Consider the following 25,935-nt stretch of genomic DNA (forward strand, 5'->3'; position numbering starts at 1 on the left):
TCACCTGAGGAGCGCGAGATGAACACCTTCCTGGCCGACGGATGGCACGGCGGACCCGGCCCGTGGATCCTGCTGGTGCCGCTCTTCTGGATCGGCGCGTTCACGTTCGTGCGGCGCGTGCTGTGGCGCGGGGGCCCGCGCGGTGGGCGGCGGGACGTCCCGTTCGGGCCGCGCGCGGCGGCGGCGTGGGGCGGCGGCCCGCAGCAGCAGGGGCCGGCGCCGTCCCCGCTGGAGACGCTCAACCGGCGCTACGCGAACGGCGAGATCGACGAGTTCGAGTACCGCCAGCGCCTCGACGTCCTCAACGGCACCGAGACCACGGCGTAGTGGTTGCACCATCTCCGGCGTAGCCGCCAGGGGCGCGGGGAACTGCGCGACAAGCCACCGGCGTGCGGATGGCCCTGCTCGATGAGGACCATCCGCATGTCAGTGACTCGTGTCGCGCAGTTCCCCGCGCCCCTGAGTAGTGCAACGGCATCAATCTGCCAGGACTGGCTCCAGAACGGCCCCCGCGGGCACCTCCACCGGGACCGGCACGGTCTCCAGCAGGGCGGAGCCCGGCGCCGTGGCCACCGTGAACCAGACGGTCTTGCCCGTCTCGCCCAGCTGCGCGCCCCACTCCTTGCAGACCGCCGCCACCAGGGACAGCCCGCGCCCGCCCGCGTCCAGCGGTTCGGGGCTGCGGGCCTGCGGCAGGTCGGGGGAGTTGTCGCAGACCTCCACGGTCAGCGTGTCCGCGTCGGCGCGCAGGCGCAACGTGCAGGGCGCGGTCGCGCCCACGTGCTGGTGCACGTTGGCCAGCAGTTCGGTGATGCCCAGCAGGGTCTGGTCCGTGACGGCGGCGAGATGCCAGTGCCGCAGGTGCGCCTGCACGATTCTGCGGACCACCGCGAACCTGCTCGGTTCGGCGGTGAGGCGCAACTCGTAGCGCCGGTCCATGTCCTCCATCGCGCTTTCGACTCCTTCCGATCTTCCGCTCGCTGCGGTCGACTTCGAAGAGTGAGCAATGAGAAGCATTCCGTGATACGACCAGCGTTTCCCGGTTCGCCCGGGAGCGCAACTTCTGACATCCTGCCCCGGATGCGAGCCCAGGGTAAGCACCCGGACGCAGTGAGTCGCGGATCATGCAGCCAGGTTCGGGATCATCCAAGCATTTGTTGTGACGTGGGCCACGTTACGATGCGAAAGAGGAACGAGGACCGCCCGAACGACGAAAGCAGCACGCCGTGAAGACCCTGGACGTGGACCGCAGCGACGCCGACTACCGTGCCTGGCTCAAGGAGGCGGTCCGCAAGGTCAAGGCGGACGCCAACCGCTCCGCCGACACGCACCTGCTGCGCTTCCCGCTCCCGGAGGAGTGGGGGATCGACCTCTACCTCAAGGACGAGTCCACCCACCCCACGGGCTCGCTCAAGCACCGCCTCGCCCGGTCGCTCTTCCTGCACGCGCTCTGCAACGGCTGGATCCGCCCCGGCAGGCCCGTCGTCGAGGCGTCCAGCGGGTCCACCGCCGTCTCGGAGGCGTACTTCTCCGCGCTGATCGGGGTGCCGTTCATCGCGGTGATGCCGCGCAGCACCAGTGCCGAGAAGATCGCGCTGATCGAGGCCCAGGGCGGCAGCTGTCACCTCGTCGAGGACACCCGGACGATCTACGACGTCTCGGCCCGGCTCGCCGCCGAGTCCGGCGGCCACTACATGGACCAGTTCACCTACGCCGAGCGGGCCACCGACTGGCGCGGGAACAACAACATCGCCGAGTCGATCTACCACCAGATGGCGCAGGAGCGCTTCCCCGAGCCGACCTGGATCGTCGCCACCGCCGGCACCGGCGGCACCTCGGCGACGCTCGCCCGCTACGTGCACTACATCGGCGCCGACACCCGCGTCTGCGTCGCCGACCCGGAGAACTCCGCCTTCTTCGACGGCTGGGTCGGCGGTGACACCTCCGCCACCTGCGAGTGCGGCTCCCGGATCGAGGGGATCGGCCGCCCGCGCGTCGAGCCCAGCTTCGTGCCGGGCGCGATCGACCGGATGATGAAGGTCCCCGACGCGGCGACCGTCGCCGCCATGCGCATGCTGGCCCGGGTGATGGGCCGCAAGCCGGGGGGCTCCACGGGTACCGGCCTGTGGAGCGCGCTGCGCATCGTCGCCGAGATGAAGGCCGCCGGGGAGCGGGGCAGCGTCGTCACGCTGATCTGCGACCCCGGTGACCGGTACCTCGACAAGTACTACTCCGACGCCTGGCTGGCCGAGCAGGGCCTGGACATCGCCCCCTACCTCGTCGTGCTGGAGAAGGTCCTGGAGACGGGTGAGTGGACCGGGGAGTGACTGGCAGGATCGGGGCATGAACGCGTCCCCCGGCACCGAGTCCCCCGGCACCGAGTCGACCGGCACCGAGTCCCCCGGCACCGAATCGGCCACCGCTGTGTACCGTGAGCTCGCCCGCGACGGCTTCGTCACCCTCTACTGGCATCCGCCGGTCCTGGAGGGTGTCGTGGACCGCCTGCTCCGGGCCGGATTCGCCGTGGTCCGGCTCGACGCCTCGGGCTGGCGGACCGAGGACGACCTCCATGACGACGTGGCCGCCGCGCTGGACTTCCCGAACTACTACGGCCGCAACCTCGACGCCCTCAACGACTGCCTGCGCGACGTCATGAGCGGGGAGTACGGCGTGCCGTCGGGCGCGGCCGGGGTGGCCTTCGTGTTCACGCACTACGACGCCTTCGTCCGCGCGTGTCCGCGCGAGGCGCACGTCGTGCTGGACATCCTCGCCGACCACGCCCGCCGGGCCTCGGTGCTCGGAGGGCCGCGCACGCTCTGCCTGGTTCACAGTGACGATCCGGATCTGGCGCCGGCGCCGGTCGGTGCCCAGCCCGTCCAGTGGAACCCGCGGGAGTGGCTGCACTCCGTGCGTCACCCGGAGGCCGGGGAGGGCCGGCGCTGAGGCCGTGACCTCCCCGGCTGCCATGCCCTCCCTGCCTGCCGTGCACTCCCCGCCTGCGGGGCGTGACGGGCCGGGCGTGCCGGGGCTCAGCCCCGGAAGTCGGGCGCGCGCTCCGGGGAGGCCGCGGCCAGCGCCGCCGTGACGGCGGCGACGTCGCCGCGCAGGCCGTAGACGGGCGTGCCGGGCTGCTGGCGCCAGGAGTCGGCCAGGGTGCCGGAGTCGACGGTGTCGAAGCCGATCTGGTCGATCACGTCTCGGACCAGCTTCTTCGCCGTCGCGTCGTCGCCCGCGACGGGCAGGGCCAGCCGGTCGGGGCTGCCCGACGGGAGCGGCTGCTCGACGATGTCGGCGGCGTAGGTGCCGTTGAACGCCTTGACGACGGTGTGGCCGAGCTGCTGGGCCACCCAGGCGCTCTCCGTCAGGCCCTCGTCCTCGATCGCGGTGATCCGGCCGTCGCGCTGCTGCGGGTAGTAGTTGTTCGTGTCGATCACCGCGAAGCCCGGCGCGGCCTCGGCGAAGAGGCCCTGCGGCAGGTTCGGGACGTTCTTCAGCGGGATCGTCACGATGACCAGCTCGGCGCCGCGTGCCGCCGCCGCGACCGTGACGGGCGTCGCCCCGGTCTCCTTGGCCAGCTCGGTGAGCGTCTCGGGGCCACGGGAGTTGGCCACCGCGACCTCGTGGCCCACGGCGGTCAGCCGTCGGGCCAGGTTGCCGCCGATGTTGCCCGCGCCGATGATGCCGATCTTCATGGAACAGCCTTCCGGGTCGGTCGTGTGGTGCCGAAAGCGACAACAGTCGCTCTCGTGCGACAACCCGGTTCACAGGCGGGACATTCCGTGTACGCGCGACGGTTTTCGGCGGTAGACCGCCCGACCGACACCGGCGGCGCGCGCCTCGGCGCTGACGACCAGCCAGTGCAGGTGGTACGGCGGGCCCTTGGCGCCGAACAGCAGCCCGCTGAACAGCAGCCCGCCGAGCGGCGGAACGTCCGAGAGGCGGTGACGACGAGGGCGGTCGACGGTGCGATGTGTTTCTCCGGCGCGGAGTGGAAGTCCGGCTCCCGCGCCAGGCGGACGATCATCCTCCCCGCCACTTCCAACCTATAGCGCATGGGGGGCCTTGCGGCAAGGCCCTGGGGAGGGCGCACAATCCTCGTCCGAGAACGAGTGCCATGGGGGATTTCGCATGACCGACGTGACCACCGACGTGACCACCGACGTGATCGTGGCCGGTGGCGGGCCGACCGGGCTGATGCTGGCCGCCGAGCTGCGCCTGCAGGGCGTGGACGTCGTCGTGCTGGAGAAGGAGCCGCAGCCGACGGGCTTCTCCCGCGGGCTCGGCCTGCACGTGCGCAGCATCGAGATCATGGACCAGCGCGGCCTGCTGGACCGGTTCCTCGCCAACGGCAAGCAGTACCCGGGCGCTGCGCACTTCGCCGGCATCAGCAAGCCGTGGCCCGGGCGGGTGGACACCGCCCACGGCTACATCCTGGGCATGCCGCAGGTGGTCACCGAGCGGCTGCTGGCCGAGCACGCCGTCGAGGTCGGCGCCGGGATCCGGCGTGGCCGCGAGGTCGTCGGCCTGCGCCAGGACGCCGAGGGCGTCGACGTCGAGCTGGCCGACGGCACGTGGCTGCGCGCGCGATACCTGGTCGGCTGCGACGGCGGCCGCAGCACTGTGCGCAAGCTCGTCGGCGTCGGCTTCCCCGGCGAGCCGACCCGGCGCGAGACGCTGATCGGCGAGGTCGAGCTCGGCGTGCCGGTCGAGGAGATGAACGCCGCGGTGGCGGAAGTCCGCCGGACCACCCACCTTCACTTCGGCGCCGCGCCGATGGGTGAGGGTGTGTACCGCTTCGTCGTCCCGGCGGCCCGCGTGGCCGAGGACCGCGCGGCCCCGACGACCCTCGACGAGCTCCGGCGGCGGCTGCTGGAGCTGGCCGGAAGCGACTTCGGCGTGCACAGCCCGCGCTGGCTGTCCCGGTTCGGCGACGCCACCCGGCAGGCCGAGCGGTACCGCGTCGACCGCGTCCTGCTGGCCGGCGACGCCGCGCACATCCACCCGCCGACGGGCGGGCAGGGTCTGAACCTCGGCATCCAGGACGCCTTCAACCTCGGCTGGAAGCTGGCCGCCGAAGTGAACGGGTGGGCGCCGCCGACGCTGTTGGACAGCTACCACGCCGAGCGGCACCCGGTGGCGGCCGACGTCCTGGAGAACACCCGCGCGCAGATGGAGTTGCTCTCCCCGGAGGCGGGGCCGCGGGCGGTACGGGCGCTGCTGGCGAAGCTGATGGATTTCGAGGACGTGAACCGGTACCTGATCGAGCGGGTCACCGCGATCGGCATCCGCTACGACGTCGGGGACGGTCACCTACGGCCGGGCCGTGAACTGCTGGGCCGTAGGCTGCGCGACATCGCGCTGAAGCAGGGCCGGCTGTACGACCTCACGCACGCCGGCCGCGGTCTGCTGCTCGACCGGACCGGCCGCCTGTCGGTCGCGGGCTGGGCCGACCGCGTCGACCGCGTGGTCGACGCCGCCGAGGAGTTGGACGTGCCGGCGGTGCTGCTGCGGCCGGACGGGCACGTGGCCTGGGCCGGCGAGAACCAGCAGGACCTGCTGGACCACCTGCCCCTCTGGTTCGGCGCCCCGACCGCCTGAGCCCGCCGCGAGCCCGCCCGCCGCGAGCCCGCCCGCCGCGAGCCCGCCTGGACGCGACCGCCTGGCCGCTAACCCGCCTGCTGGGCGCGGGCGTCGAGGCGGCGCATCGCCCGGCTGATGGAGCGCATCACCATCGGGCGGACGGCCTGAAGCGGAAGCTCGATCGCTGCGTGGCCCTCGATGGCCATGGTGAAGCGCAGCGTGGTGCCCTCGCCCTGGCCGGGGGTGAGCAGCCACTCCTCCATCCAGGCGTGCGCGCCGGGCAGATTGGTCTCCTCGATGCGGTAGACGAAGCGCTCGGCGTCGTCCCAGACCTGCACGCTCTCCACGAAGCGCACCCCGCCGCGCAGCGAGACCGCCCGGCCCGCGCCGACCCCGTAGGGGCCGGGGCCGGTGTAGGAGGCGCTGGAGACCTCGCGCCACCACTGCGGCCAGGTCGACGCGTCCTGCGTCAGCTCACGGAAGAGCGCCTCGCGGGACGCGCCGAGGCGTTGGGTGACGACGATTCGCAGCGGTGCCGACTGGAGGAACTCCGTGGTCACCGGGGAGAGACGCACGCCCACCTGGCACCTCTTTCGCTAGTTCGGTCTGGGGGCAGCCTAGATGACGCCCCGTCACATGGAGAATGCGGTATGGGTCACACGGGCCGGGCTCACCCGGCGATGACGACCTCACGGACCTGCTCGGCGACCGCGCTGCGGATCTCCACCGGCAGGCCCGCGTCGGTCACCAGGGTGTCGATCTCGGCGAGCGACGCGAAGGTCGACAGGCCGATGGTGCCCCACTTGGTGTGGTCCGCCACGGCCACGACCCGACGGGCGGCGGCGACGAAGCTGCGGTTGGTCTCGGCCTCGGCCAGGTTCGGCGTCGACAGGCCCGCCTCCAGCGAGATGCCGTGGCAGCCCAGGAAGAGCAGGTCGAAGTGGAGCGAGCGGATCGCCCGGTCCGCGATCGGCCCGACCAGCGCGTCGGAGGGCGTGCGGACCCCGCCGGTCAGCACGACCGTGGCGGGCGGCGTCGCGGCGGTGCCCTGGCGTGCGGCGTGCTCGAAGACGTCGGCGACCCGCACCGAGTTGGTCACCACGGTCAGGCCCTCGATCCGGACCAGGTGGTGGGCGAGCGCGTAGGTCGTCGTCCCGCCCGACAGGGCGACCGCGCTCCCGGGGGTGACCAGCCGGGCGGCGGCCTCGGCGATCTCCTCCTTGGCGCTCGGCTCCAGCGCGGACTTGGCCTCGAAGCCGGGCTCGTGCGTGCTGGCCTCCAGCACCGGCACGGCGCCGCCGTGGACCTTCTCCAGCATGCCCTGCCGGGCCAGCGCGTCCAGGTCCCGACGGATCGTCATGTCGGACACGTTCAGCTTGCGCGTCAGCTCGTTGACGCGCACTCCGCCCCGGCGCCGCACCTCGTCCAGGATCAGGGCACGCCGCTGCTCCGCCAGCAGACCGCTGTTCTCGGCCACCCGGCCCCCGTCCTCTCCGCCCGCGACGGCCTGGGCCGTCGGTGTTCGCGCCATCCTGCCATGGCCGCGTGATCCGTGGCGCGAAAGTGCTGTGCGGATCAGCGGGAAGCGGCAGCATATCGGCAGGACGTGTGCGGGGTGGACGGATGGACGAGGCGGCGGGGATGGACGGGTCAGCAACGAACGGTGCGACGAACGGTGCGACGAGCGGGACGTCAGGGGAGGCGGTCGTCCTTCCCGGGCAACGCGCGGAGGTGCCCGCCGCGGCGGGGCCCGTCCCGCTGCGGCTGGAACTGCTCGTCCACGGGGTCGGCGGGACCACCCCTGAGGCCATGCTGGAGAGCCCGCACCTCAAGCAGATCACCGGCGACTCCATGTCCGGCACCTACCGGCGCTGGCCGGACCAGGACGCCGAGCAGCGGCCGGGCGACTACGCCGGGGACGCGGTGCTGGAGGCCTACTCCTGGGCCAAGCTCACCTCGGGCGCCGCCAGCCGCGCGCTCTGGCTGTTGCTGCTGCCCTTCATGTTCGCCAACCTCGTGCACTGGATGCGCCCGCCCGGCGCCGCCGGTGGCCGCGCCGCCAACCTTCGCCTGTATCGCGCCTACAACGCGCTGGCCCGGCTGCTGGCCCTCTCGCTCACCGTGCTGCTGACCGGCGCCGCCTGCGAGATCGCCATGGACCTGGCCGCCTGGCAGTGCGCGGCGAACACCGCCTGCGTCGCGCACCACTCCTGGGCGGTCTTCGCCCTCGGTGGCCACGGCGGCTGGTGGGGGCAGCCCGGACGTCGTCTCGCGGTCGCGGCGCTGCTGCCGGTGGCCGTGCTGGCCGGGCTCGGGCAGGTCGCCCGGATGACCTGGTCCAGCTACGAGCGGGTCCGCCCGATGACCGCGCCGCGCACCGACGAGGCGCCGATCGAGATGGAGCGGGACCGCTTCTGGTACGGCGTGACCACGGTGGGCCGGCTCCGGCCACTGCACCTGGCCGGCGGGCTGCTCACCGTCGCCTGGACCGCCCTGGTGCCGGTCGTCGCCCACGACCGGCAGGCCGCGCCCTCCCGGGCCTGGTTCGGGATCGCGCTGCTGGTGCTGCTCGTCGCCCTCGGTGCGCTGCTGCTCGCGAGCCTCGGGACCGGCGCGGACGTGCTCCCGCCCCGCGCGCTGCCGGCCGTCGCGGGCGCGCTCACCGTGCTGGTCCTCGGCTACGCCGCCTGGAACCGTCCCGAGTGGTCCGCGACGGGCGCGCTGCCCGGCGCCGAGCGCGGCTTCGCCGCCCTCCTCGCGGGCCAGCTCGTGCTGGCCCTCGCCCTGACCGGCGTCGCGTTCGCACTCACCCGCCGTGGCAGGGCGGACGACCCGGTCGCGCCCGTGGACCCGGCGCTGACCGTCCCCAGCCCCGACCCCGGCGCCCCGAAGCCGGAGGACGAGGGATTCGGCGGCCCGAACGGTGCCGCGTTGCGCGGCCTGGCCGGGCCCGCGACGGCGCTGCTCGGGCTCGGTCTCGGCGCCCTGTTCAGCTCCGGCGCCGCCCTGTTCACCGCGCAGCGGCTCGCGAGCGGTGGCGGCGGCGCGCTGCCGCAGGCCGTCCCGCTGCTGGTGTGGCACGCCGGCGGCACGACCCTGGTGCTGCCGGTCCTGGTCGTCGTCGTCGCCCGGCTGGCCGTCCCGCTGCTGCGCGAAAGGAGCGCGCTGCGCCCCGAGGTGCTGGAGGCCTACGACGAGCCGCGCACCACGGACTCGCCGCGCACCGGACAGATCACCACCAAGCTGGCCGGGGCCCGGCTGACGGAGGCGGGCGGCAGCGTCATCGGCGGCCTCGCGCTGGTCGCGGCGGCGCAGCTCTGCGTCGCGCTGGCCGGCGCGCTCGTCAGCGGCGAGTCGCTGACGGCCGCGACGGCCGACCTGGGCATGGTCGGCTCGCGCCTGGGCGAGCTGCTCCAGAACCTCGGCGGCTGGCTCACCACGGCGCTGGTCCTCGGCCTGGTCACCCTCGGCCGCAGCGCCTACAGTTCGCCGGCGCGCCGGCGCACCGTCGGTGTCCTGTGGGACATCGGCACGTTCTGGCCCCGCGCCGCCCACCCGCTCGCCCCGCCCTGCTACGCGGAGCGCGCGGTTCCCGACATCGAGGCCCGCGTCCGCACCTGGCTCGACGCGGACCCCACCCGCCGGCTCGTCCTGTCCGCGCACTCGCAGGGCACGGTCCTGGCGGCCGCGGCCCTGTGGCAGCTCGACCCCGCGACCCGTGGCCGGGTCGCCCTGCTGACCTACGGCTCCCCGCTGCGGCGCCTCTACGGCCGCTTCTTCCCCGCCTACATGGGACCGGACGAGCTCATGCGCCTCCAGCGCGACATGCCGCGCTGGGACAACCTCTTCCGCCTCACCGACCCCATCGGCGGCCCGGTCCGCATCCCGGCGATGGCCGGCTCCCCGGCGGTCGACCAACCGGCCCTCCCGGATCCCCTGGCCTTCGGCCGCACCGAGCAGTACCCGATCCTCGTCCCGGTCAACGGCCACTTCGACTACCGCCTCGACCCCCGCTTCCTCGTGGCGCGGGACGCCCTGCTGACCGCGATCACCGTCTAGCCGGGCGGGGCACCGGCTACGGCAGGTCCTCGGGGAGCAGGAGCTGGAGCTGTTCCGTTGTCGCGTCCGGGAGTTGGGCGACACGGACCGCGTGGTTCTCGATCATGGTCTCGAAGACCTGGCGGGCCGTACGTCCGTTGCCGAAGGTGGGGCCCTTCGGGAGGGTGGCGAAGTGGGCCAGGAGGGCGGTGGCGGTGGGCTCCGCTATCGCGTACTCGTGCTCCTGCGCCTGGGTCTGGGTGATCCGCAGGAGTTCCGCGGCCGTGTAGTCCGGGAAGGTGATCGTGCGGGAGAAGCGGGAGGCGACGCCCGGGTTCGCGGCGAGGAAGCGTTCCATCTCGGTGGTGTAGCCGGCCACGATGACGACCACCTCGTCGCGGTGGTCCTCCATCAGCTTCACCAGCGTGTCGATCGCCTCGCGCCCGAAGTCGCGGCCCGCGTCCTCCGGGGCCAGCGCGTACGCCTCGTCGATGAAGAGGACGCCGCCCCGGGAGCGGTCGAAGGCCTCCGCCGTGCGCAGCGCGGTCGAGCCGATGTGCTCGCCGACCAGGTCCATGCGGGAGACCTCGACCAGGTGTCCGCGCTGGAGCACGCCCAACGACGCCAGGATCTCGCCGTACAGGCGGGCCACCGTCGTCTTGCCGGTGCCGGGGGAGCCGGTGAAGACCAGGTGGCGGCGGAGTGAGGGGGCCTTGAGCCCCGCCTGACGCCGGCGCCGACCGACCGAGATGAGGTCGATCAGCGTGCGGACCTCCTGCTTGACCGTGCCGAGGCCCACCAGCGCGTCGAGATCGGCCAACGCCTCCTCGGCCGGACGGCAGTCCGGGATCGGGGCGATCTGCGGCAGCCCGGACGCCAGCGGCTGCGCCGGGACGACGGCGCGGGCGCGGGCACGGACCAGGGAGGTGCCGGGCACGGCGGTGGCGAGCGGCGGCTCGTCCGTCACGGCGGGGGAGAGGAGGGGGCTGGGGGCGGCCTTCGCGTCGTCGGAGGTGCAGGCCTCGACCACCGGCCCCGGCTCGGAGAACTCGAAGCCGCCGCGCGCGTTCTGTTCGGCCCGGCAGCGCGTCAGGACCGTCGGGCAGCCGTCGATGACATGGAAGCCGAAGCCCTTGCCGTGCGTGGCCCGGCACTCCTCGAAGGTGCCGTGGCCGCCCGCGGAGACGTAGGCGCCCGCCTCCGCGCTGCCGCGCAGCACGCAGCCGCGCAGCACCGGATCGGCGCCGCGGGTGACGATGACGCCGGTGGCGGTGTCGGTGATCTCGCAGTCCGTCAGCAGGCCGCCGCTGCCGTGGTCGCGGAACCAGACGCCGGTCGTGGCGTCCTGCGCGGTCACCCGGTCCAGGCGCACCGAGCCGCCCGCACTGACGGAGACGGCCGTGCCGCGCACCTGGGCGAAGGAACAGCCCGCGGCCTCCGCGGTCGAGCCGCGGTCCAGCACGAAGAGGCCGTCCGGCACGTCCTGGACCCGGCAGTCCGTCAGTTTCGCGGTGGCGCCGGAGATCACCCAGACGGCCGGGTAGTCGCCGGTGGAGTCGACCAGTTCGCAGCCGACCGCCTCGACGGAGGTGTCGGTGTCCCACACGGACAGGCCGTTGCGGCCGAAGGAGCGCAGCCGGGAGTCGGTGAGCGTGAGGTGCGCGCGGCCGCGCAGGTCGGCGGCGTTCTCTGGGATGTCGTGCAGCCGGCAGCGGTCCAGCCGCAGGGTCGCCCCACCGTCCAGGGTCAGGCCGTTGTCGGTGACGCGGGAGACGGTGCAGTCGGTCAGCACGCCGGTGGCGTGGTCGTCCGCCTGGACGCCGTTGCCGTCGACCTCGGTGAACTCGCAGCCCTCCGCCTCGACCCGGCTGCCCTCGCCGGTCAGGACCAGGCCCGCACCCGAGCCGCGGCGCACCTTGGCGCGCACCAGCCGTAGCGCGCCGCCCGCGCGGACGACCACGCCGGACTGTGCGGTGCCGTCGATCTCGCAGTCCTCCACGAGCGCCTCGGCGGCCTCGGAGACGCGCAGGCCCAGCCCGCCCGAGTTCTCGACCTTGGTGGCGCGCACGACGGGCCGGGCCTCGCCGCGCACCTCCACGCCGACGGAGGAGCGGGTCACGATCCGGCACTCCGTCAGCTCCGGTGCCCCGGCGGCGATCACCACGGCGGGCGCGGAGACGTCCTGACCCTCCAGCAGCAGCCCGTGGACGGCGGCCGAGGCCAGCACGATCAGCGCGCTGCCCGCCGGCGGCTCGATCCGGACCGTGCCCGGACCTTCCGCGCTGCGCAGCGTCAGCGCCTTGTCCAGCACGATCGTCTCGCGGTAGACGCCGGCCCCCAGGGCGACGGTGTCGCCCGGCTCGGCTGCGGCCAACGCCTCGGCGACGGTGCCGTACTCGCCGGAACGGCGGCGCCAGCGCGAGGCACCGTCCAGGGTCACCCGCACCACGCCTGCTCCCATGACGATCCGGTGCCCCCAGCTCTCTCGTACAACTGCGTCCGCCCAAGGTACTGCGTCCGGCACGCCCGCCCGACCCTCTTCCTCCGACATCGATGACAACGAGCGCGACGGCGATCGGTAGCCGCCCGCACGGATGAGTCGACCTGGTGCGGTCAGTCGGGCTGGGGGAGCGGTCCGGCCTCCAGCACGGTCAGCTCGTCGCCCACGCGCACGGTGCCGTACGGAGCCAGCGGAACCAGGTGGACGCCGAAGGCCGCCTCCTTGCCGAAGCGGCGGCGCTTGCGCAGGGTGCGCAGCGGCTGCTGGCCGGTGAAGACCCCGGACTCCTGGTCGACGGTGGTCATCACGCAGCGGCCGCACTGCTGGACGACCTCGAACTCGACCTCGCCGATCCGGATCCGGCGCCAGCCGGTCTCCGCCCAGGCGGTCGGCTCGTCCACGACGAGGTTCGGCCGGAACCGCTCCATCGGGACGGGCCCCTGGGCGGCGGCGACGTCGGGGTGGTCCTGGGCGACGAGCACGTTGAGCGCGTCCAGGGAGGCGGTGGTGGTCAGCAGGAAGGGGTACTGGTCCGCGAAGCTGGTGGTCGCGGGGCGGGGGCGGCGGTGCGGGTCGTCCAGGTGGACCAGACGCACGTCCTGGTCGAGCAGCTTGCCGAACCACGCGCCGACGGCCGGGTCCTCGACGGCGGGCGCGGAGAAGGGGTCCCGGAAGATCGAGACGGGTACGAGCGCGCCCGCGGGGGGCGCGGGGACGCGCAGCGGCGCGGCGTCGGGGTGGCTGACGACGAGCGCGCCGTCCTCCTCCACGGCGGCCTGGAACCGCGCCAGGCGCGGGTCCTCACGCTGGGTCAGCACCTCGCCGTCCGGCTGCACCAGCATCCACCGGCGATCGCCGGCGAGCCCCCAGGGCTCGACCGTCCCGCTCTCCACCGCTTGCGCGTGGAAGGACTTGACCGGATGTATTCGCAGCGAGACGAGCCGAGGTGCCATGTCCCTATGGTGCCAGTGTTCGGGCGTCGGGACGCAGCACCACCCGGGGGCGCGGGGGGGGGGGCGGGCGCCCCCCCCGGGGGGGGGGGGGCGGGGGGGGGGGGCCCCCCCCCCCCGGGGGGGGGGGGGGGCCGGGCCCCCCCCCCCCCCCGGGGGGGGCGGGCGCCCCCCCCCCCCCGCGCCCCTGAGGTCAGTAACCGCGCTGCTGCGGGTACTGCTGCTGGGGGTAACCGCCGTACTGGGGCTGCGGCGGGGCCGGGCGCAGGGGGGCGACCGGGGCCACGGGGGCGCTGTACTGGGAGGGCATGCCGCCGTACTGGGGCTGCTGCGGGATGTACGGCTGCGGCGCGGGGTACTGCGCCGGCACCGCCTGCGGCTGGCCGTAGCTGGGGCTGCTCGGTCCGGGGCCCAGGGCCAGGCGCGGCGCCGGCATCGCGGGCAGGTTGCTGCCCGTGCCGTAGGAGGAGCCGTAGCCCGCTCCGTACGAGTTGCCGTACGACGAGCCGAAGCTGTCGTAGCCGGCCGGCGGCAGTGCCGCGGGCACGTTGATCGGCGCGATCTGGGGGACGCCCCGCTCAGCCACGAGGCTGTCGTAGATGGGGGTGTCCGAGGCGAAGGACGGAGCGTAGTAACCGACTCCGTCGTAGGAGCGGGAGGTCATGACGCATACGGTAAGCCCACAACGTGCCTGCTGAGGAGAGTGTCACCACAGGGAGTTGCTGGGTTTGCCGAGCTTTTGGATGAAGCGACCACGCGAATGTGTGAAAAACGGTCAGATCGCTCACCGAGACCGGTCACAAGCAGTCTCTTTGTTGATGCAATGTTTACCGGACCGACGAGTTCCGCCCTCCCGTGGTCGTGACCTCGGGAGGGCGGAAGTGGGTTTTCGGTCGTCCGTGCGACGGGTCAGGCGGGTCAGTCGCTCGGCTTCGGCGGCTGGTTGTCCCTGCGGCGCAGGTAGCGCTCGAACTCGCGCGCGATCGCCTCGCCGGAGGCCTCCGGCAGGTCGACCGTGTCCTTGGCCTCCTCCAGCTGCTGGACGTACTCGGCCACCTCGCTGTCCTCGGCGGCCAGCTGGTCCACGCCCAGCTGCCAGGCCCGCGCGTCCTCCGGCAGGTCGCCGAGCGGGACGCGGATGTCGAGCAGGTCCTCCACCTTGTTCAGCAGCGCCAGCGTCGCCTTCGGGTTCGGCGGCTGCGCCACGTAGTGCGGGACCGCCGCCCAGAACGTGGCCACGGGGATGCCGGCCTGCGCGCAGGCCTCCTGCAGCACGCCGACGATGCCCGTCGGGCCCTCGTAGCGGCTCTCCTCCAGGTCCAGCGAGCGGGCCACGTCCGGATCGGAGGTGACGCCGCTGACGGGGACCGGACGCGTGTGCGGGGTGTCGCCGAGCAGTGCGCCCAGGATCACCACCATCTCCACGCCCAGCTCGTGGGCCAGGTGCAGCAGCTCCTGGCAGAAGCTGCGCCAGCGCATGCTGGGCTCGATGCCGCGGACCAGCACCAGGTCCCGGGTCTTCGGCTCGGTCACCCGGATGACCGAGAGGCGGGTCGTCGGCCAGGTGATGCGGCGGACGCCGCCGTCCAGCCAGACGGTCGGGCGGTTCACCTGGAAGTCGTAGTAGTCCTCGGCGTCGAGCTCCGCGAAGACCTTGCCACCCCAGGTGTCGTCCATATGTGCGACGGCGGTGGAGGCGGCGTCCCCCGCGTCGTTCCAGCCCTCGAACGCGGCCACCATGACCGGGTCGATGAGCTCGGGCACGTCCTCAAGCTCGACCACCCCGGTGCCTCCCTCCACACTTGCCAGGTTCCGGCTCAGCTGAGCCGTCCCACGGACTGTAAGTGCCCAGCGTACGGGCAACCATTCCTTTTCCGGGGTGCCTTGCCCGGGCCCGGGCGTCCCACCTGGCGGAATCCGGAGGAGCGGATTGTGGGCGCTGCAATACGCTGGGCCTCGTGCGTCGGCGACCGAGTCGGCGCAAAGCCGACAGCCGTCGCACACAGGGAGCCCGCCATGGCCGTTTTCGTCCCTCCTGCTGCCCAAGAGCGCGCGGACGCGCTGCGCGAGGCGCTCGCCACCCGCGTCGTCGTGGCGGACGGGGCCATGGGGACCATGCTCCAGGCCCAGAACCCCACCCTCGACGACTTCCAGGGTCACGAGGGCTGCAACGAGGTCCTGAACGTCTCGCGGCCCGACATCGTGCGTTCGGTGCACGAGGCCTACTTCGCCGTGGGCGTCGACTGCGTCGAGACCAACACCTTCGGCAGCAACCTCTCCGCCTTCGCCGAGTACGACATCGCCGACCGGATCGTCGAGCTCGCCGAGGCCGGTGCCCGGCTGGCCCGCGAGGTGGCCGACGAGTTCGCCGCCAAGGACGGCCGGCAGCGCTGGGTGCTCGGCTCGATCGGTCCGGGCACCAAGCTGCCCACCCTCGGCCACATCGCGTTCGACGCGCTGCGCGAGGGCTTCCGCCAGAACGCGGCCGGGCTGATCGCGGGCGGGGCGGACGCGCTGCTGATCGAGACCAGTCAGGACCCGTTGCAGGCCAAGGCCGCGGTGCTGGGGTCGAAGGCCGCGCTGGCCGAGGCGGGCCTGACGCTGCCGATCCTGGTCCACGTGACCGTGGAGACCACCGGCACCATGCTGGTGGGGACCGAGATCGGCGCGGCGCTGACCGCGTTGGAGCCGCTCGGCGTCGACTACATCGGCATGAACTGCGCCACCGGTCCGGCCGAGATGAGCGAGCACCTGCGTTACCTGGCCCGGCACGCCCGGGTGGGTCTGTCCTGCATGCCGAACGCGGGCCTGCCGGTGCTGACCTCGGACGGTGCGCACTACCCGCTGTCGCCGAAGGAGCTCGCCGACGCGCACGAGGTGTTCACCCGCGAGTACGGGCTGTCGCTGGTGGGTGGCTGTTGCGGGACCACGCCGGAGCATCTGCGTCAGGTGGTGGAGCGGGTGCAGGGGCGTCCGGTCGCGCCGCGCACGCCGGTGCGGGAGGCCGCCGCCTCCTCGCTCTATCAGGCGGTGCCGTTCCGGCAGGACACCTCCTACCTGGCCATCGGCGAGCGGACCAACGCCAACGGCTCGAAGAAGTTCCGCGAGTCGATGATCGCGGGTGACTGGCAGGCCTGCGTCGACATCGCCCGTGAGCAGATCCGTGAGGGCGCGCACCTGCTCGACCTGTGCGTCGACTACGTCGGCCGCGACGGTGTCGCGGACATGCGGGAGTTGGCCGGCCGGCTGGCCACGGCCTCCACCCTGCCGATCGTGCTGGACTCCACCGAGCCGCAGGTCATCGAGGCCGGTCTGGAGCTGCTGGGTGGCCGGGCGGTGCTGAACTCGGTCAACTTCGAGGACGGTGACGAGCCGGGCAGCCGGTTCGGGCGGATCGCCTCGCTGGCCCGCGAGCACGGTGCCGGCCTGATCGCGCTGACCATCGACGAGGAGGGCCAGGCGCGCACGGCGGCCAAGAAGGTCGAGATCGCCGAGCGCCTGATCGGGCAGCTGGGCCGTGACTACGGCATCCCGGAGGACTCGATCCTGGTCGACTGCCTCGCGTTCACCCTCGGCACCGGTCAGGAGGAGTCCCGCCGGGACGGCATGGAGACGATCGAGGCGATCCGCGAGCTCAAGCGGCTGCACCCGGAGGTGCAGACCACGCTGGGGTTGTCGAACATCTCCTTCGGCCTCTCGCCGGCCGCCCGGATGGTGCTGAACTCGGTGTTCCTGCACGAGTGCGTCGAGGCCGGGCTGGACTCCGCGATCGTGCACGCCGCGAAGATCCTGCCGATGGCGCGGATCCCGGACGAGCAGCGCGAGGTGGCCCTCGACCTGGTCTACGACCGCCGCCGTGAGGGTTATGACCCGTTGCAGCGGTTCCTGGAGCTGTTCGAGGGCGTTTCGGCCGCCTCGGTGCGGGCCGGGAAGGCGGAGGAGCTGGCGGCGCTGCCGCTGGAGGAGCGGTTGCAGGCGCGGATCGTGGACGGTGAGCTGAAGGGTCTGGAGGCGGATCTGGAGGAGGCGCTGACGGTCCGTCCGGCGCTGGAGATCGTCAACGAGGTGCTGCTGGAGGGCATGAAGACGGTCGGTGAGCTGTTCGGCTCCGGCCAGATGCAGCTGCCGTTCGTGCTGCAGTCGGCCGAGGTGATGAAGAAGGCCGTCGCGTATCTCGAGCCGCACATGGAGAAGTCCGACGCCGAGGGCAAGGGCACGATCGTGCTGGCCACCGTCAAGGGCGACGTGCACGACATCGGCAAGAACCTGGTCGACATCATCTTGTCCAACAACGGCTACAACGTCGTGAACATCGGCATCAAGCAGCCGGTCTCGGCGATCCTGGACGCGGCGCAGGAGCACCGCGCCGACGTGATCGGCATGTCCGGGCTGCTGGTGAAGTCCACGGTGATCATGAAGGAGAACCTTCAGGAGCTGAACCAGCGCGGCCTGGCCGCCGACTTCCCGGTGATCCTGGGCGGTGCGGCGCTGACCCGCGCCTACGTCGAGCAGGACCTGCACGCGATCTACGAGGGCGAGGTCCGCTACGCCCGCGACGCGTTCGAGGGCCTGCGGCTGATGGACGCGCTGATCGCGGTCAAGCGCGGCGTGCCCGGTGCGGTGCTGCCGGAGCTGCGGCAGCGCCGCCACGCCAAGGTCGAGGTCGAGGAGCCGCAGGAGAGCACCGAGCGTTCCGACGTGGCCGCCGACAACCCGGTGCCGACCCCGCCGTTCTGGGGCGACCGGATCGTCAAGGGCATCCCGATGGCCGACTACACCGCCTGGCTGGACGAGGACGCGCTGTTCAAGGGCCAGTGGGGCCTGAAGGCCGCGCGCACCGGCGGACCCTCCTACGAGGAGCTGGTGGAGACCGAGGGCCGGCCGCGGCTGCGGATGTGGCTGGACCGGCTGCAGACCGAGGGCTTGCTGGAAGCCGCCGTCGTCTACGGCTACTTCCCGGCCGTGGCGCGCGGCAACAGCCTGGTCGTCCTCGGCGAGGACGGCCACGACCGCTCCGCCTTCACCTTCCCGCGTCAGCGGCGCGGCCGCCGGCTCTGCCTGGCGGACTTCTTCCGAGCCGAGGAGACCGGCGAGAAGGACGTGGTGGCCCTCCAGGTCGTCACCATGGGCAGCAGGATCGGTGAGGCCGCCGCCAAGCTCTTCGCGGCCAACTCCTACCGTGACTACATGGAGCTGCACGGCCTCTCGGTGCAGCTCGCGGAGGCCCTCGCCGAGTACTGGCACGCCCGCGTCCGCGCCGAGCTGGGCTTCTCCAGCGAGGACCCGAAGGACATGCGCGACATGTTCGCCCTGAAGTACCGGGGCGCGCGCTTCTCCCTCGGCTACGGCGCCTGCCCGGACCTGGAGGACCGCGCCAAGATCGCGCAGCTGCTCCGCCCGGAGCGGATCGGCGTCGAACTCTCCGAGGAGTTCCAGCTCCACCCGGAGCAGTCCACCGACGCGATCGTCATCCACCACCCCGAGGCGAAGTACTTCAACGCGCGTTGAGCAGTTCAGGCGCTTGGAGGATGTGAGGCGTAAGCTGTACGTCCCGTTCGGGCCGGTCACCGCGATGGTGGTCGGCCCGACGTGTCCCTGTCGTCCGTTCCGGACCCGTTCAGCGAGGAACCGCCCGTGACCACCGTCGCCGCCACCACCCTGCAGGCCGTCCTGATCGACATGGACGGCACGCTGGTCGACACCGAGGACTTCTGGTGGGAGGCGGAGAGCTCGCTGCTGGCCGAGCTCGGCCACCCGATCGGCGTCGCGGAGCGCGAGATCGTGGTCGGCGGGCCGATGAGCCGGGTGGTGGACCACCTGCTCAGGGTCTCCGGCGCGCCGCTGACCCCGGCGGAGCTCGGCGACGCCATCAACGAGCGGTTCGTGGAGCTGATCGGCCAGGGGGTGCCGGTGCGGGCGGGTGCCAAGGCGCTGCTGGTGGACCTGGCGGCGCAGGGGGTCCCGACGGCGCTGGTCTCCGCCTCGCACCGGCGGATCATCGACCAGGTGCTGAAGACGCTCGGCGCGCACTTCTTCGCCTTCACGGTGGCCGGCGACGAGGTCGAGCGGACCAAGCCGTATCCGGACCCGTACCTGCTCGCCGCGGCCCGGCTCGGCGCCGACCCCGCGCGCTGCGTGGTGATCGAGGACGCCCCGACGGGGATCCGCTCCGGTCTGGCGGCGGGCTGCCATGTGCTCGCGGTGCCCTCCGTGGTCGCCGTCGAGGCGGGGCCGCAGACGACGGTGCGTGCCACCCTCGAGGGTGTGGACACGGCCCTGCTGCGCGGCCTGCTGACTGCCGAAAACGGCTGAGAAGTGGCTGGGAATCTGCTGCCGAAAGTAACTACCTGCTAACGCCAAAACGGACATCTCTGGGCGTAATTGATCAATTCCCCTTGCTTTTGACGCTCCTGGGTCAACCCTCGGTAAGGATCATCTGCCTGATCATGGGATCGTATGGCAGGCTACCGACCACTTAACCCAGCGTGGGCCGGACTGCACCCCCACGCAGTGGTGCTCCGACCACGCGGCACGGCGGCGACACCCTCAGCGCCGGCAAGGAGATTAGAACTGATGTCAGCTCTCAAGCGGGCGGCTGCGCTCAGCTGCGTAGGCCTGATCGCCACGACCACCGCCTGTGGCTCCTCCAAGTCGACCTCGCCGACCACCGGCGCGCCGAGCGTGACCATCAAGGTCGGTGCCGCGAACGCGTACTCCACGCTGGACCCCGCCAACGCGTACGACCAGGGCTCGTGGATGGTGTACTACAACATCTACCAGGGCCTGTTCACCTACGCGCCGGGCAGCAACAAGCCCAGCCCGGACCTGGCGACGGACAACTGCGCGATGAGCGCCGACCAGCTGACCGCCACCTGCAACATCCGCGCCGGCGAGAAGTTCTCCAACGGCGACCCGCTGGACGCCAGCGCCGTCAAGTTCTCCCTGGACCGCGTCGCGAGGATCAAGTCCTCGACCGGCGTCGGCTCGCTGCTCTCGACCATCAAGTCGATCGACGTCGCCAGCCCCACCCAGATCAAGATCCACCTGACCAGCCCCGACGCCACCCTCGAGGACCGTCTCGCCTCCGGCGTGGCCTCGATCGTCGACCCCAAGGTCTTCTCCGGCACGGCGGCGGAGCCCAACACCTTCACCGGTGTGGTCGGCTCCGGCCGCTACGTGGTCGACAACGTCACCTTCGGCGACCTCGGCAACGGCAAGCAGGCCACCGAGGTCAAGCTGTCGCTGAACCCGAACTACAAGGGCGCGGCCTCGGCTCCGCAGAACTCCACGGTCGACCTGAAGTACTACGCCAGCCAGGCCGGTACCAAGACGGCGCTCGACAGCAAGGCCGTCGACGTCGTCATCCAGGACCTGAACGCCTCCGACATCGTGACCATGCAGAACGACCAGCAGCTCGGCAGCGGGCTGCAGGTGTTCCAGGGTCCCGGCGGCACCGTCCGGCTGATGTCCTTCAACACCGTCAAGGGTGTCTTCAAGAACCTGGCGGTGCGTCAGGCCGTCGCCGAGCTGGTCGACCGCGACACCATCTCCGAGGCCGCGTACCAGCACACGGTCACCCCGGCCTACTCGGTCATGCCGCCCGGCATCTCCAACGAGACCGAGTCCTTCTCCACCTACAAGAACAAGAAGTACACCGCCTCCAGGATCAAGTCGGACCTGCAGGCCGCGAACGTCTCGGTGCCGGTCCACTTCACGCTGGACTACGGTCTGGGTGACGCGGCCAAGGAGGCCGAGGTCAAGATGATCGCCAGCGAGCTGAACAACTCCGGCGACTTCCAGGTCACCCTCCAGGGCTACAAGGGCGGCTTCCAGGAGATGCAGGAGAAGGCGCTGAAGCCCGGCAAGTTCGACGCCTTCATGGTCGCCTGGTCCGCCGACTACCTCGACGCCGACGACTACATCTCGCCGCTGGTCGGTGGCACCAGCGGCCCCGGCCCGCTGTACAACAGCTGGCACAGTACGGCCGTCAACAGCCTGATCGCCAAGGGCCTGAACTACGTCAACCGGACCGACCCGGCGAGCTCCGCCATCTACAAGCAGATCCAGGACGACATCGCCGCCGCGGTGCCGGTGCTGCCGATCTGGACCAACCAGCAGTACGCCGCCGCGCAGGCGAACGTCACCGGTGTGCCGCTGACGCTGGACAGCTCCGGCAACGCGCGCTGGTGGATGATCGGCAAGAACGGCTCCTGACCACGGCGCGAACGACGGAGGGCCGGGCGGGCACGGATCGTGCCGCCCGGCCCTCGGCCGTTGCCGTCCGGGATCAGACGCCGCCGGGGCGGACCAGGCCGCTCTCGTAGGCGAAGACCGCCGCCTGGACCCGGTCGCGCAGGCCCAGCTTGGTCAGCACGTGGCCCACGTGCGTCTTGACCGTCGTCTCGCTGACGAACAGCTCGCTCGCCACCTCGGCGTTCGACAGGCCCTTGGCCACCAGCTTCAGCACCTCGACCTCGCGGTCGGTCAGGGTGGCCAGCGACGGCGGCGGCGCCTCGTCGCCCGAGGGCAGCCGGCCCGCGTACATGTCCAGCAGCCGGCGGGTGACGCTCGGCGCGAGCATCGCCGCGCCCTCGGCGATCACCCGGATCGCCTGCACCAGCTCCTCGGCCGGGACGTCCTTGAGCAGGAAGCCGCTGGCACCCGCGCGCAGCGCCTCCACCACGTACTCGTCCAGGTCGAAGGTGGTCAGCACCAGCACCTTGGCCGGGCCGTCACGGCCGGGGCCGGCGATGCGGCGCGTCGCCTCCACGCCGTCCATCCGGGGCATCCGGATGTCCATCAGGACCACGTCCGGCTGGAGCGCCCGGACCTGGTCGAGCGCCTGCTGCCCGTCGCCGGCCTCGCCGACCACGGCGATGTCGGGTTCGGCCTCCAGGATCATCCGGAAGCCGGTACGCAGCAGCGGCTGGTCGTCGACCAGCAGCACGCGGATCGTCACGGAACGCTCCATCACTTGACTCGATCTTGAACAGGTTGATCGGCTGGGCTTGATCAGTTGAGAGTGTCAGCCAAAGGGTACGCAGGCGGCGTACCGCCCCACGCGGGGCACAGCGACTTGTGTGCGCACCAGTCGCACAGGCGGTTCGGGTTGGCCGGCCACTCGCCCGTCTCCAGCGCCTGCTGGATCGTCCGCCACAGCGCCTGGAGCTTGCGCTCCGTGGCCAGCAGATCGCCCTCGTCCGGGTCGTAGGTGACGATCTGGCCGCCGCCGCCCAGGTACATCAGCTGGAGCCGCTTGGGCACGACGCCGCGCTCGCGCCAGATCACCAGCGCGTAGAACTTCATCTGGAACATGGCCTTGCCCTCGAAGTCCCGCGAGGGCGCGCGGCCGGTCTTGTAGTCCACCACCCGGACCTCACCGGTGGGCGCCACGTCGATCCGGTCGACGTAGCCGCGCAGCGTCAGACCCGACTCCAGCGTCGTCGAGACCAGCAGCTCCCGCTCGGCGGGCTGGAGGCGGTTCGGGTCCTCCACGCGGAAGTAGGAGGCCAGTAGCTGCTCCGCCTCGGTCAGCCAGGCGGCCAGCTCCTGCGCTCCCGACTCCGCCGGGAACAGCTCCGCGACCTCGGGACGCTCCTCCAGCAGCCGCTCCCACTGCGGCCGCAGCAGCGCTTTGGCGGCATCCGGCGTCCGCGCCCCCTGCGGGGCGTCGAAGAGCCGCTCCAGCACGGAGTGGATGAGCGTGCCCCGGGTGGCTGCCGGGCTCGGGGGCTCGGGCAGCTTGTCGATCACCCGCAGCCGGTACAGCAGCGGGCACGTCATGAAGTCCGACGCGCGCGAGGGGGAGAGCGAGACCGGGTGCGTGAACGCCCTCGGCTCGGCGGCGCCGGCGACCCCGGCGGGCTCGGGCTCCGGGTGCGCCGGCGTCTCCAGCGGGACGGCCTCCGGCGGGACCGTCTCCGGCGGGGCGGCCTGGCTCGGCACGGTCTGGCCCTCGTTCGTCTGGCCCTCGTTGGTGTGGGGGTCGGCGGCTTGCATGGGTCCGACCCTACGGCCTGTCGCCGACATCTCGCGGGTAAGAAGGGGAAAGGGCGGGCCGTCGGCCCGCCGCGTGCGTCGCCGTGGCACTGATCGCGTAGCGTGTGGCGCGCGGGCACGGCGTGGGGCAGGCCCGGGCTGGCGAAGGGGCGGACATTGAGCGAAGAGCACGGCGGAGCGGAGAGAGGGCCCCACGGGAACGGCGCGAACGACGCCACGGACACCACCGACGCCGACCGGCCGACCGGGGCGCTGCGCATGGGCCGCCCGTTCGGCGTCCCCGTCTACGTCACGCCCAGCTGGTTCCTCGTCGCGGCGCTGATCACCTGGCTCTTCGGCGGCCAGATCGACGCCGTGCTCCCAGGGCTTGGCGGCGCTCGCTACCTCGTCTCGCTCTTCTTCGCGGTGGCCTTCTACGGATCGGTCCTGGTCCACGAGCTGGCCCACACCGTCGTCGCGCTCCGCTTCAAGCTGCCGGTGCTCCGGATCCAGCTCCAGTTCTTCGGTGGCGTGTCGGAGATCACCAAGGAGGCGCAGAGTGCCGGGCGCGAGTTCTGGCTGGCCTTCGCCGGGCCGCTGCTCTCGCTGGTCCTCGGCGGGATCTTCCTCGTTGCGATGCAGTTCGTCACCCCGGCGACCGTCCCGGGCGTGCTGCTGACCTCGCTGATGCTGAGCAACTTCGTCGTGGCCGCGTTCAACCTGCTGCCCGGTCTGCCGCTGGACGGCGGCCGGATGCTGCGGGCCCTGGTCTGGAAGGCGACGGGCCGGCCGATGGCCGGCACGGTCGCGGCGGCGTGGGCGGGCCGGGTGCTGGCCGTGGCGGTGCTGATCCTGCTGCCCGCGTTCTCGGCCGCGCAGGCCCCGAGCCTCGGGATCGCCTCGCTGCTGACCGACGCGGTGCTGGGCGCGATCCTCGGCGCGATCATCTGGAACGGTGCGGGCGGCAGCCTGCGCAACGCGCGGCTGCGGGAGCGGCTCCCCGAGCTCAGCGCGGCGGCGCTGACGCGCCGCGCGGTCAGCGTCACCGGCGACACCCCGCTCGCCGAGGCGCTCCGCCGCCTCGAGGCGGCGGAGGCGCTCGGCATCATCGTCACCGACTCGACGGGGACCCCGGTGGCCCTCGTCCGCGAGCGCGCGGTGCGCGCGGTCCCCGAGCACCGGCGCCCGTGGATGCAGGTCGCCGAGGTCTCCGTCCCGCTCCGACCCGGCAGCAGGATCGCTTCTGCGCTGGCCGGCGAGGACCTCCTCGACGCCCTGCGCGCCGCCCCGGCGGCGGAGTACCTCGTCGTCGACACCGAGGACGCCCCCGTGGGCGTCCTGGCCGCCGTGGACGTCGAACGCGCCTTCGCCCGCGCCATGTCCGGCCAGGACCCGATCCCACAGCCGGTCGCGCCGTCATAGGGGCGCGAGCCTCTGCTGATGTGCGGCTCCTTCCCCAGCCTTCGGCCGGGAGGTGCACCCTGCGTCGGCGCGACAATCCCCCAGTCTTCGGCCGGGAGGTGTCCCAGAGGTGCCCCCTCCCACGCAGGTAGAGCCCAGAACGCGCAGGGCCATCCGCACTGGGGGGTGCTCGCGCCCCGCGGCGGAGCCGCTGATCAGCAGAGCCTCGCGCCGCTGGAGCGTGCGACCACAGGCGGGTTGTCACTGATCCGGTCGCTCCCGCGCAGGGGGGCACCTCCCGGCCGAAGGCCGGGGGAGGAGCCGCACATCGGCAGAGCCCCCCGCGCCCCGAAGGGAGTGCAACTGGCCCTGTGATCAGGCCGTAAACTGACCCCCATGACTCAACCGACCGGCGCCGCCCGCCGACGCGGGCCCTTCCAGGTCGGGGACCAGGTCCAGCTCACCGATCCCAAGGGCCGCCACCACACCATCACGCTCGAAGCCGGGAAGATGTTCCACACCCACAAGGGTGCGTTCTCCCACGACGAGCTGATCGGGGCCCCGGAGGGGTCCGTTGTGCGCACCACCGGGAACACCCAGTACCTCGCGCTGCGTCCTCTGCTCCCCGACTACGTTCTCTCCATGCCGCGCGGCGCCGCGGTGGTCTACCCCAAGGACGCGGGGCAGATCGTCACCATGGCCGACGTCTTCCCCGGCGCCCGCGTCGTGGAGGCGGGGGTCGGTTCCGGCGCCCTCAGCATGAGCCTGCTGCGGGCCGTCGGCGACAGTGGCTCGCTCTCCTCCTACGAGCGCCGCGAGGACTTCGCCGAGATCGCCCGCTCCAACGTGGAGCGCTACTTCGGCGGCCCACACCCGGCGTGGAAGCTCACCCTGGGCGACCTCCAGGACAACCTGGCCGAGACCGACGTCGACCGCGTCGTCCTCGACATGCTCGCGCCGTGGGAGTGCCTGGACGCCGTCGCCAAGGCGCTCGTCCCCGGCGGTGTGATCTGCTGCTACGTCGCCACCACCACCCAGCTCTCGCGCACCGTCGAGGCGCTGCGTGACCACGGCAGCTACACCGAGCCGCAGGCCTGGGAGTCGATGGTGCGCAACTGGCACGTCGAGGGCCTGGCCGTGCGTCCGGACCACCGGATGATCGGGCACACCGGCTTCCTGCTCACCTCGCGTCGTCTCGCGGACGGCGTGGAGCCGCCGCTGCGCCGACGTCGTCCGTCCAAGGGCGCCTACGGCGAGTCGATCGTGCCGGAGAAGAGCAAGGCGGGCCGCTTCCTGAAGCTGGCCGAGTCCCGCTCGGACGCCTCCGGCGAGGACTACGTCGAGGACTTCGACCACAGCGGCGACGAGGGCTGACGCCTTCACACGGTGACCACGGGGAAGCGACGGAACCGTCGCTTCCCCGTGGTTTTTTCGCTCTGCGCGCTGTGGGACGATGCTGCCCACAAACGCGCGTGCGAAGCGGGAAAC

20 protein-coding genes are annotated in these 25,935 nt (G+C 72.2%); 10 read left to right on the forward strand and 10 right to left on the reverse strand.

The window, feature by feature from the left end; genetic code table 11:
* Window positions 1-18 precede the first annotated feature (18 nt).
* Window positions 19-327, forward strand: a complete 309-nt coding sequence (locus ABH931_RS23750) for an SHOCT domain-containing protein (protein ID WP_370116661.1) — start codon at window positions 19-21, stop codon at window positions 325-327.
* Between the two features lie 150 nt (window positions 328-477).
* Here ABH931_RS23750 and ABH931_RS23755 read toward each other — a convergent pair whose 3' ends face one another.
* On the reverse strand, window positions 478-948 hold the full coding sequence (locus ABH931_RS23755) for an ATP-binding protein (RefSeq protein ID WP_370116664.1): 471 nt from the start codon (window positions 946-948) through the stop codon (window positions 478-480).
* 278 nt (window positions 949-1,226) lie between these two features.
* On the opposite strand from ABH931_RS23755, the gene ABH931_RS23760 reads away from it, so the two are divergent.
* Both ABH931_RS23760 and ABH931_RS23765 read left to right on the forward strand, forming a co-directional pair.
* Window positions 1,227-2,327 carry a PLP-dependent cysteine synthase family protein gene (locus ABH931_RS23760; RefSeq protein WP_370116667.1) on the forward strand — a complete coding sequence of 367 codons (1,101 nt, stop codon included), beginning with the start codon at window positions 1,227-1,229 and terminating at the stop codon, window positions 2,325-2,327.
* 16 nt (window positions 2,328-2,343) lie between these two features.
* Complete coding sequence (locus ABH931_RS23765) at window positions 2,344-2,943, forward strand: barstar family protein (RefSeq protein WP_370116670.1); 600 nt, start codon at window positions 2,344-2,346, stop codon at window positions 2,941-2,943.
* A gap of 86 nt (window positions 2,944-3,029) precedes the next feature.
* On the opposite strand, the gene ABH931_RS23770 is transcribed toward ABH931_RS23765, so the two are convergent.
* Complete coding sequence (locus ABH931_RS23770) at window positions 3,030-3,692, reverse strand: NADPH-dependent F420 reductase (protein WP_370116673.1); 663 nt, start codon at window positions 3,690-3,692, stop codon at window positions 3,030-3,032.
* 436 nt (window positions 3,693-4,128) lie between these two features.
* Here ABH931_RS23770 and rox point away from each other — a divergent pair, with 436 nt between their 5' ends.
* On the forward strand, window positions 4,129-5,598 hold the full coding sequence (gene rox, locus ABH931_RS23775; RefSeq protein ID WP_370116675.1) for a rifampin monooxygenase: 1,470 nt from the start codon (window positions 4,129-4,131) through the stop codon (window positions 5,596-5,598).
* A 68-nt stretch (window positions 5,599-5,666) separates the two neighbouring features.
* On the opposite strand, the gene ABH931_RS23780 is transcribed toward rox, so the two are convergent.
* Window positions 5,667-6,155 (reverse strand): SRPBCC family protein, encoded by a 489-nt coding sequence (locus ABH931_RS23780; protein WP_370116678.1) that lies wholly within the window; start codon window positions 6,153-6,155, stop codon window positions 5,667-5,669.
* 95 nt (window positions 6,156-6,250) lie between these two features.
* Complete coding sequence (locus ABH931_RS23785) at window positions 6,251-7,057, reverse strand: DeoR/GlpR family DNA-binding transcription regulator (protein ID WP_370116954.1); 807 nt, start codon at window positions 7,055-7,057, stop codon at window positions 6,251-6,253.
* A gap of 164 nt (window positions 7,058-7,221) precedes the next feature.
* On the opposite strand from ABH931_RS23785, the gene ABH931_RS23790 reads away from it, so the two are divergent.
* On the forward strand, window positions 7,222-9,639 hold the full coding sequence (locus ABH931_RS23790) for a hypothetical protein (RefSeq protein WP_370116681.1): 2,418 nt from the start codon (window positions 7,222-7,224) through the stop codon (window positions 9,637-9,639).
* A 16-nt stretch (window positions 9,640-9,655) separates the two neighbouring features.
* Here the strand turns inward: ABH931_RS23790 and ABH931_RS23795 are convergent, their stop codons facing one another.
* The 4 genes from ABH931_RS23795 to ABH931_RS23810 form a co-directional block, all read right to left on the reverse strand.
* Complete coding sequence (locus ABH931_RS23795; RefSeq protein ID WP_370116683.1) at window positions 9,656-12,079, reverse strand: right-handed parallel beta-helix repeat-containing protein; 2,424 nt, start codon at window positions 12,077-12,079, stop codon at window positions 9,656-9,658.
* Between the two features lie 152 nt (window positions 12,080-12,231).
* The gene (locus ABH931_RS23800; protein WP_370116686.1) at window positions 12,232-13,071 is read right to left on the reverse strand and encodes an MOSC domain-containing protein; all 840 of its coding nucleotides are present in this window, start codon (window positions 13,069-13,071) and stop codon (window positions 12,232-12,234) included.
* A gap of 190 nt (window positions 13,072-13,261) precedes the next feature.
* Window positions 13,262-13,732 carry a DUF6643 family protein gene (locus ABH931_RS23805; RefSeq protein WP_370116689.1) on the reverse strand — a complete coding sequence of 157 codons (471 nt, stop codon included), beginning with the start codon at window positions 13,730-13,732 and terminating at the stop codon, window positions 13,262-13,264.
* 254 nt (window positions 13,733-13,986) lie between these two features.
* The gene (locus ABH931_RS23810; RefSeq protein WP_370116692.1) at window positions 13,987-14,850 is read right to left on the reverse strand and encodes a PAC2 family protein; all 864 of its coding nucleotides are present in this window, start codon (window positions 14,848-14,850) and stop codon (window positions 13,987-13,989) included.
* A 234-nt stretch (window positions 14,851-15,084) separates the two neighbouring features.
* Between ABH931_RS23810 and metH the strand changes: the two genes are divergently transcribed.
* From metH to ABH931_RS23825, 3 genes are all read left to right on the forward strand, one after another.
* Entirely contained in the window at window positions 15,085-18,576 is a 3,492-nt protein-coding gene (gene metH, locus ABH931_RS23815; protein WP_370116695.1) for a methionine synthase, read from the forward strand.
* Window positions 18,577-18,702: 126 nt separating this feature from the next.
* A complete protein-coding gene (locus tag ABH931_RS23820) occupies window positions 18,703-19,380 on the forward strand; it encodes an HAD family hydrolase (RefSeq protein WP_370116698.1) in 678 nt (225 codons plus the stop codon).
* A gap of 261 nt (window positions 19,381-19,641) precedes the next feature.
* Window positions 19,642-21,282 carry an ABC transporter substrate-binding protein gene (locus ABH931_RS23825; protein ID WP_370116701.1) on the forward strand — a complete coding sequence of 547 codons (1,641 nt, stop codon included), beginning with the start codon at window positions 19,642-19,644 and terminating at the stop codon, window positions 21,280-21,282.
* A 73-nt stretch (window positions 21,283-21,355) separates the two neighbouring features.
* On the opposite strand, the gene ABH931_RS23830 is transcribed toward ABH931_RS23825, so the two are convergent.
* Together ABH931_RS23830 and ABH931_RS23835 are read right to left on the reverse strand one after the other, a co-directional pair.
* Window positions 21,356-22,027 carry a response regulator gene (locus tag ABH931_RS23830; protein ID WP_370116704.1) on the reverse strand — a complete coding sequence of 224 codons (672 nt, stop codon included), beginning with the start codon at window positions 22,025-22,027 and terminating at the stop codon, window positions 21,356-21,358.
* Window positions 22,028-22,080: 53 nt separating this feature from the next.
* Window positions 22,081-23,067, reverse strand: coding sequence for a RecB family exonuclease (locus tag ABH931_RS23835; RefSeq protein WP_370116707.1), 987 nt, complete (start codon window positions 23,065-23,067; stop codon window positions 22,081-22,083).
* 138 nt (window positions 23,068-23,205) lie between these two features.
* On the opposite strand from ABH931_RS23835, the gene ABH931_RS23840 reads away from it, so the two are divergent.
* Together ABH931_RS23840 and ABH931_RS23845 are read left to right on the forward strand one after the other, a co-directional pair.
* Window positions 23,206-24,468 carry a site-2 protease family protein gene (locus ABH931_RS23840; RefSeq protein WP_370116957.1) on the forward strand — a complete coding sequence of 421 codons (1,263 nt, stop codon included), beginning with the start codon at window positions 23,206-23,208 and terminating at the stop codon, window positions 24,466-24,468.
* Window positions 24,469-24,843: 375 nt separating this feature from the next.
* The gene (locus ABH931_RS23845; RefSeq protein ID WP_370116710.1) at window positions 24,844-25,821 is read left to right on the forward strand and encodes a tRNA (adenine-N1)-methyltransferase; all 978 of its coding nucleotides are present in this window, start codon (window positions 24,844-24,846) and stop codon (window positions 25,819-25,821) included.
* The last annotated feature ends 114 nt before the right edge of the window (window positions 25,822-25,935 follow it).

It is taken from the genome of Streptacidiphilus sp. MAP12-33 (assembly GCF_041261265.1).
In the GTDB taxonomy this organism is placed as follows: Bacteria; Actinomycetota; Actinomycetes; order Streptomycetales; family Streptomycetaceae; genus Streptacidiphilus.